This is a genomic window from Candidatus Thermoplasmatota archaeon (assembly GCA_035540375.1).
Classification (GTDB): Archaea; Thermoplasmatota; SW-10-69-26; order JACQPN01; family JAJPHT01; genus DATLGO01.
Genome location: DATLGO010000041.1, coordinates 1 through 6515 on the forward strand (window position 1 = coordinate 1; position 6515 = coordinate 6515).

General features: G+C 71.5%; 5 protein-coding genes and 1 tRNA gene. 4 read left to right on the forward strand and 2 right to left on the reverse strand.

Annotation, left to right across the window (positions count from 1 at the left end; all coding sequences use genetic code 11):
* Positions 1-354 precede the first annotated feature (354 nt).
* Both VM889_04550 and VM889_04555 read right to left on the reverse strand, forming a co-directional pair.
* Positions 355-429 (reverse strand) — tRNA-Glu (locus tag VM889_04550).
* Positions 420-680 carry a thiamine biosynthesis protein ThiS gene (locus tag VM889_04555; protein HVL47807.1) on the reverse strand — a complete coding sequence of 87 codons (261 nt, stop codon included), beginning with the start codon at positions 678-680 and terminating at the stop codon, positions 420-422. The genes VM889_04550 and VM889_04555 overlap by 10 nt, the downstream gene beginning before the upstream one ends.
* A 119-nt stretch (positions 681-799) precedes the next feature.
* On the opposite strand from VM889_04555, the gene VM889_04560 reads away from it, so the two are divergent.
* The 4 genes from VM889_04560 to VM889_04575 all read left to right on the forward strand — a co-directional run.
* Positions 800-3127 carry a PAS domain S-box protein gene (locus VM889_04560; GenBank protein HVL47808.1) on the forward strand — a complete coding sequence of 776 codons (2328 nt, stop codon included), beginning with the start codon at positions 800-802 and terminating at the stop codon, positions 3125-3127.
* Positions 3128-3183: 56 nt separating this feature from the next.
* Entirely contained in the window at positions 3184-3636 is a 453-nt protein-coding gene (locus tag VM889_04565; GenBank protein ID HVL47809.1) for a hypothetical protein, read from the forward strand.
* Positions 3637-3727: 91 nt separating this feature from the next.
* Positions 3728-5422, forward strand: coding sequence for a PHP domain-containing protein (locus tag VM889_04570; GenBank protein HVL47810.1), 1695 nt, complete (start codon positions 3728-3730; stop codon positions 5420-5422).
* A gap of 72 nt (positions 5423-5494) precedes the next feature.
* Positions 5495-6515 (forward strand): putative glycoside hydrolase (locus VM889_04575; protein HVL47811.1); only part of this gene is annotated, 1021 nt, incomplete at its 3' end.

The following is a 6515-nucleotide window of genomic DNA, read 5'->3' on the forward strand; positions in this document are numbered from 1 at the left end:
GCGTTCGGGGGGCGGGTGGGTGCGTGCGAGGTAAGGGCGCTCGGAAGTCCGGTCGTGCGAGGTGAGGGCGCGCGAGGGTCCGGTTCTAGTCGCGCGACGTAGAAGAGGGGTGCGGGGGCGGTTGTCTCAGAGTGCGGTGTCGGGGTTGTCTCGATCGCGTTGCAGACGGAAACGTTCGCGGGTCCCGTGGGCTCGCTTCGCCGCCGCGGCGCTCCCCTGACCCCGCGGCGGCTGCGCGAGGCGCGCGGCCGGGCTGCCGTCGGCTGGGGATGGGTACGAGAACGGACGAGATGACGGGGTCAGGCCGGGAGGGGGGAGGTTTCGGCCTTCCCCTCCCAGACTTACCCCCTTCCATGCTCCCTACGGGATTCGAACCCATGTCGGCAGCTCGAAAGGCTGCTATCCTTGGCCGGACTAGACTAAGGGAGCGTGGGTCGCGAGTAATGCCTCGCCCCTGATAAACCCGTCGAGCCCCCGCTCACGACGCGGAGCACCCGCAGGACCATGCCTTCGGCAAGCGGCGCATCCCCGGGGAGCGGAGCGTCGTCGTGGAACACGAGGGCCGTCTCGGGGCGGTGGCCCAGCGCGACGAGGAGGCCGTCCGCGTCGGCGCCCTCCGGAAGGTCGACGGTGCGCTCGCGCCCGTCGCCGAAGCCGTGCTGGCGCACCGTCACCCGCATGGCGACGCGAAGCGCCCGTTCGGCCTTCCGCCTTTCGGTCACGCTTGCCCGTCCGCCGGCTCCGCGTCGCGCTTTTGCATCATAGGTTTGTTTACGTGGAACAGAAGGTGCGAGCACGCATGGGTGACCTGCGCTTCGAGCGCCCGTACGTCCGCCTCCTCGAGGCCGACGACCCGGCTTCCGAGGTCCGCAGCATGGGCGATGAGGACCTCATCGCCGCGCTGGCCGTGGCAAGCGGGTCGCAGGACGCTTTCCTCGCGAACGTGCTCGCGACGGAGGCCCAGAACCGCGCCCGTCGCGCCCGCGCGATCGCCGAGCACATCGGCGAGGGCATCTACGCGATCGACCGCACGGGACGCGTCACCTATCTCAATCCCGAAGCCGAACGGCTCCTGGGCGTCTCCGCAAGGGACGCGATGGGCGAGGACGTCGCGAACGTCGTGCACCGTGTCGACCGCGATGGATTGCGAGTGAAGCGTTCGGATTATCCGTCCCTCGTCGCCCTGGCGACCGGGTCAACCGTGAAGCGCATCGACAGTCTGGTGCGGCGTCGCGACGGCGGCGTCCGGTCCGTGCTCTGCACCGCCGCCCCCATCCGCGTCGACCACGAGGTGACGGGCGCCGTGGTTTCCATGCGCGACGACACGGAGCGGCGCGCGGACGACGCCGCCTTGCGGCTGCGGGACCGTCTCCTCGAAGCGGCCGGCGAAGCCATCGTCGCGGTCCATCCCGACGGCCACCTCATGTATGCGAACCCCGCCGCGGTCGCGCTCTTCCGGTGGGATCCGGGCGCCCCCGGTCGGCGCGATGTCGCTTCGGCGTTCGCCGAGGCCCCGCGCATCGTCGAGACGTTCGCCGCTCAAGCGGACTGGTCGGGAACGGTGACGTTCGACCGCGAAGACGAACCGCTGAGCGTCCAGTTCACGCTGCGACGGGTGACGGACGAGGGCGGCCGCCTCGTCGCTCTCGTGGGCCTAGCGACGGACATCACCCAACGCATGGAGGAGGCCCGCGCGCTGCGCGAGAGCGATCTGCGATGGCGTCGCCTCGTCGCGAGCGCGCCGGTCATCCTCTGGGCCACGGACGCCCAAGGGATCGTGACGCTCTCCGAGGGGAGCGCGCTCGCGAAGGCCGGGATCGAGCCGGGCGCGCTTGTCGGGAAGCATTTCGACGACATCGTCACGGACTATCCGAACGCGCCCGCGAACCTCCGCCGCGCCCTTGCGGGCGAGGAGTTCGAGGTGGTCGCTGAATACGGCGGCCGGCATCTCGAGACACGCTACGCTCCCATGCGCTCCGAGGACGGCGCTGTCATCGGGGTCATCGGGGTTTCCGTGGACGTCACCGAGCGCGTCCGCACCGAGGCCTCTCTCCGCGAATCGGAGGAGCGCTTCCGGCTCGCGGGCAAAGCCGCGGCGGATACGCTCTGGGACTACGACATCGAGCGGCACCGGATCTGGCGCGGCGAACCCTTCGCCCGCATCTTCGGCTACGAGCACGTCCCCGACACGCCCGAGGCGTGGGAAGCGCTTGTCCACCCCCAGGATCTACCGCGCATCCGCGCGGAGGTCGAGCACGCCCTCGCCGATCCGTCCACCGACCTCCACCAGTTCGAGTACCGATTCCGTCGGGCCGACGGATCGTGGGCCGACGTCGTGGATCGGGCGTTCGTCGTCCGGCGCGACGACGGGACGCCCACGCGCCTCGTGGGCGCCATGATCGACGCGACGGCCCGGAGACACGAGTTGCGGCACCGCGAGCTCGAGGAGCGCCACCGCGAGCTCGAGGCCTTCAGCTATTCCGTTTCCCACGACATCCGGGCGCGTTTGCGCGGTATCGAATACTTCACGCAAGTGCTGCTCGAGGACCAGGGGGCCCGTCTCGACGACGAGGGTCGGGGCTACGTGCGGCGGGTCCGCGAGGAGGCCGCGCGTCTCAACGCCTTCGTGCAGGATCTGCTCCGCTTCGCGTCCGTCGCGCGCGAGACCGTGACCCGTCGCGTCGTCGACGTGTCGCGGCTCGCGTCGACCGTCGTCCAGGACCTGCGCGCCCCGGAGCCGGGGCGCCGCGTCGAGGTTGCGATCGAGCCTGACCTCGTCATCAACGCGGATCCGGGCCTCGTCCGGGTCGTCTTCGAGAATCTGCTCGGAAACGCCTGGAAATACACGCGGCGGGAGGAGCATCCCAGGATCGCCGTGTCGCGCGCGACATGGCCGGACGGTCGCGTCGCGATCGCGGTCTCCGACAACGGCGCGGGTTTCGATCCGGCCCAGGCCGCTCGCCTCTTCAAGCCGTTCGAACGGCTCCATGGCGCGGAGTACGACGGGACGGGCCTCGGGCTCGCGACCGTCGCGCGCATCGTCCGGCGCCATGGCGGAGACATCCGCGCGAAAGGTCGCCCCGGCGAGGGCGCGACCTTCACCTTCACGCTCGAGCCCTCCGCCTGACCCCTCGTTCAGGCGCAAGGATCTTTCCCTTGCCTGGCGATCCATCGTGGAACGCCATGGAAGCGGATGAACCCGGCCTCGACCCCGGACGCCTTGTCCGCGGCGCCATCGCGGGCCTTGCGGGCGGCTTTGTCTTCGGGATGATGCTGCACATGATGTCGATGATGTCCATGATCGCCGCCCTCGTGGGTGCGTCCCACGTCGCGGTCGGCTGGAGCCTACATCTCCTGCTCGCGGCCCTGTTCGGGGCGGCTTACGGGGCCCTGGTCTCCACAACCTCCTACGCGCGCGGCCTCCTGCGCGGCGTCGTCTGGAGCCTTCTGCTCTGGCTCGTCGGGGATGTCCTCGCAATGCGCCTCATGATGGGCCTGTCCATCGCGGTGGACCCATCGGCGGTCTCGAGCCTCGTCGGCCACGTCGCGTACGGCGTCGCGCTCGGCGTCTCCTCCGTCGCGCTCGCGCGGCAGGCGGAAGGGACGCGGGAGGCGCAAGGCGGCGTCGGCGCCTGACGCTTGCCACGGAGATCCCTCCACCGCTCAATCGTCAGGCATCCAGGACCGCGCGAAAAGGGTCATGGACCGGAGCGGGCGAGCGGCGGGCGTGGAGCCCTCGCCCGCGGGCGCCGCGCGCGTCCTCGACCGTTTCGCCCTCGTCCATCGCGCCCTCGGCGACCGGCAGCGAGGCCTCGCGTACGAGCGCGCCGCCGCGAGCGTCCGCGCCGAACCCGACCGCCTCCGGGCGGGCGCGACGCGCGCCGACCTCGAGCGTCTCCCGTTCGTGGGGCCCGGCATCTCGGCGCGGCTCGAGGAATACCTCGCGACGGGCCGCGTGCGCGCGCTCGAAGCCCTCGAGGCGAAGCTTCCCCGCGACTTCGAGCGCTTCGTCGAGATCCCCGGGATCGGGCCCGCCCTCGCGCTGAGAATCGCCGCCGAAGGAGGCGTCTCGACGGTCGAGGATCTCGCCCGCGCCGCGGAGTCCGGGCGCATCCTCCGCGTCGCGGGTGTGACGGAGCGTCACCGCCGCGCGATCCTCGCGAAGCTCCCCGCGCTTCGCGCCCCGCCGCGACGCGTCGCCCTTCTTGCGAAGGCGTCGCGGATCGCCGAGCGCGTCGTCTCCGACTTCGATCGGTCCGGCGCCTTCGCGCGCGCGGTCGTCGCGGGCGAGGCGCGCCGGGGACGCGCGCTCGTGGACCGCGTCGCGGTGATCGCCGCGGCCCTGGATGCGGTCGACGCCCGGCAAGCGCTCGGCGAGATGGGGTTCGTTCCCGTCTCCGAAGGTCTCTTCCGACTCGACGACGACGTCCCGGTCGAGGTTCGTCTCGCGAACGCAAGCGACTTCGGGGCCGCGCTCGTCGAATCCACGGGCGACGAGGCGCATGTTGCGGCGCTCGCCGCCCGCGCCGCGGCGCGGGGATTGAGGCTCGCGGGCGGTCGCCTCGCCCGCGAGAACGGCACGGAGGTGCCGGCCCCTTCGGAGGATGCGGTCTACGGTCTTCTCGGCCTCGCGACGCCTCCTCCGGAGCTCCGGGAATCCCCCGCGGCCTTCGCGTGGCGCGGGGCGCTCGTCGAGGAAGCCGACATCGTGGGCGACCTGCACGTCCATACCCGCGCAAGCGACGGGCGCGCGACGCTCCCGGAGATGGTCGAAGCCGCCGCCCGGCGCGGCCGACGCTGGGTTGCCGTCTCGGACCACGCCGCGGGACTTCCCGTTCCCCGGGGCCTCGACGAGGACGCGCTGGCGGCCCGCGTCGCCGAGGTGCGGGGCGGCGCGTTCCCGATCCCCGTGCTCGTCGGGTGCGAGGCGAACATCCTCGAGGACGGAAGCCTGGGCGTCGATGCGGCCGCGCTCGAGGCGCTCGACGTCGTCGTCGGAAGCGCGCACTCGAAGCTCGACCAGCCGCGCGGGGCGATGACGCGGCGCATCGTCGACGCGCTCTCGACCGGGCTCGTGGACGTCCTCGGGCACGTCACCAACCGGCGGCTCCCCGCGCGGCCGGAAAGCGATTTCGACGTCGAACGCGTCCTGGACGCGGTGCGCTCGGCGGGCGCCGCGCTCGAGATCAACGGCAGCCCCGAACGGATGGACCCTCCCGCGCCGATCCTCCGCCGCGCGCGCGAGCTCGGAATACCCTTCGCGCTCGATTCGGACGCCCACGCGCCGGGCGAATTCGCGAACGTGCGTTGGGGTGTCGTCGCCGCGCGCCGCGGAGGCGTACCCCCCGGGGAGGTGTTGACGGCGCGGCCGTTCGACGAGGTCCGTCGTTTTCTCGCCTCACGGCGTCGTCGCGCGCCGTGACGACAGGCGGCAAGGCGCCGTCTCGGCGGGCGAAGGCGAGGGGACTTGAGGCTGCGCCGCCGAGCGCGCGGCATGGTCCCCCGCATTACCCCGAGAGGCCTCGCCGCGCTGCTCGCGCTCGGCCTCCTTGCGCCGGCGCTCGTTTTCGCGTCCCCGGCGGCCGCGGCTCCGGCCGCGACGTTCGACTTCGGCTCGGACATCGCGATCGGCACCGCGTGGTCGCACACCGCGCGCAAGCCCGCGATGGACGCCGCCCTCGCTTCCGGCATGACGATCTTCTTCTCGGACGCGAAGGACGGCACCGGCAAGGCCGGATGGTACACCACGGCGTACCCGATGAGCGGCGCGTACGCTCCCGGCGACGGCGCCGTCGAGCGCGCCGCCGCGGATGCGCACAAGAACGGACTCAAGAGCGCGGTGCGCTTTGCGACGTTCATCGACAAGAACGCGGCCGCGAAGTTCCCGCACGCGCGCGTTGCGGGCACGGATTACCTCGACCCCGCGTGCAAGGACGTCCGCGCCCACATGATCGGGATGCTCAAGGATCTCGTGGCCCGCACGAAGGTGGACGAGGTCAACCTCGACTACGTGCGTTACAACCCGACGCTTTCCTCCACCGCTCCGCTTCCCTGCACGGGCGGCACGGTGGGCCAGGTGACGGATGCGAGAAACGACCACATCGCGTCCTTCGTCAAGGAGGCCTCGGCCGCGATCAAGGCGATCCGGCCCGAGGTCAAGCTCTCGGCGAGCGTCTTCCCGCAGTCGCTCCAGAAGCCGCTCACCCCGTACGGCCAGGACGCGGTCCGCATGAGCCCCGGCATCGACGTCTTCATGCCGATGATCTATCCCATGAACTTCGCCGGGCAGGACCCCTACAAGCTCACGTACGACTTCGTCGCGTCGGGCGTCTCGCGCCTCGGCGCCGAGAAGGTGCGCCCGTGGATCCAGGGCGAATCGACGTACGCGGGCCAGGTCGCCCCCGTCTGCAACCAGATCAAGGCGGTCGCGGCCGCGGGCGGCGCGGGCGCGTTCGTGTGGTGGTTCCACACGATGGGCTTCAACGTCGACATGTGGAAGCAGATCGGCGCGTGCG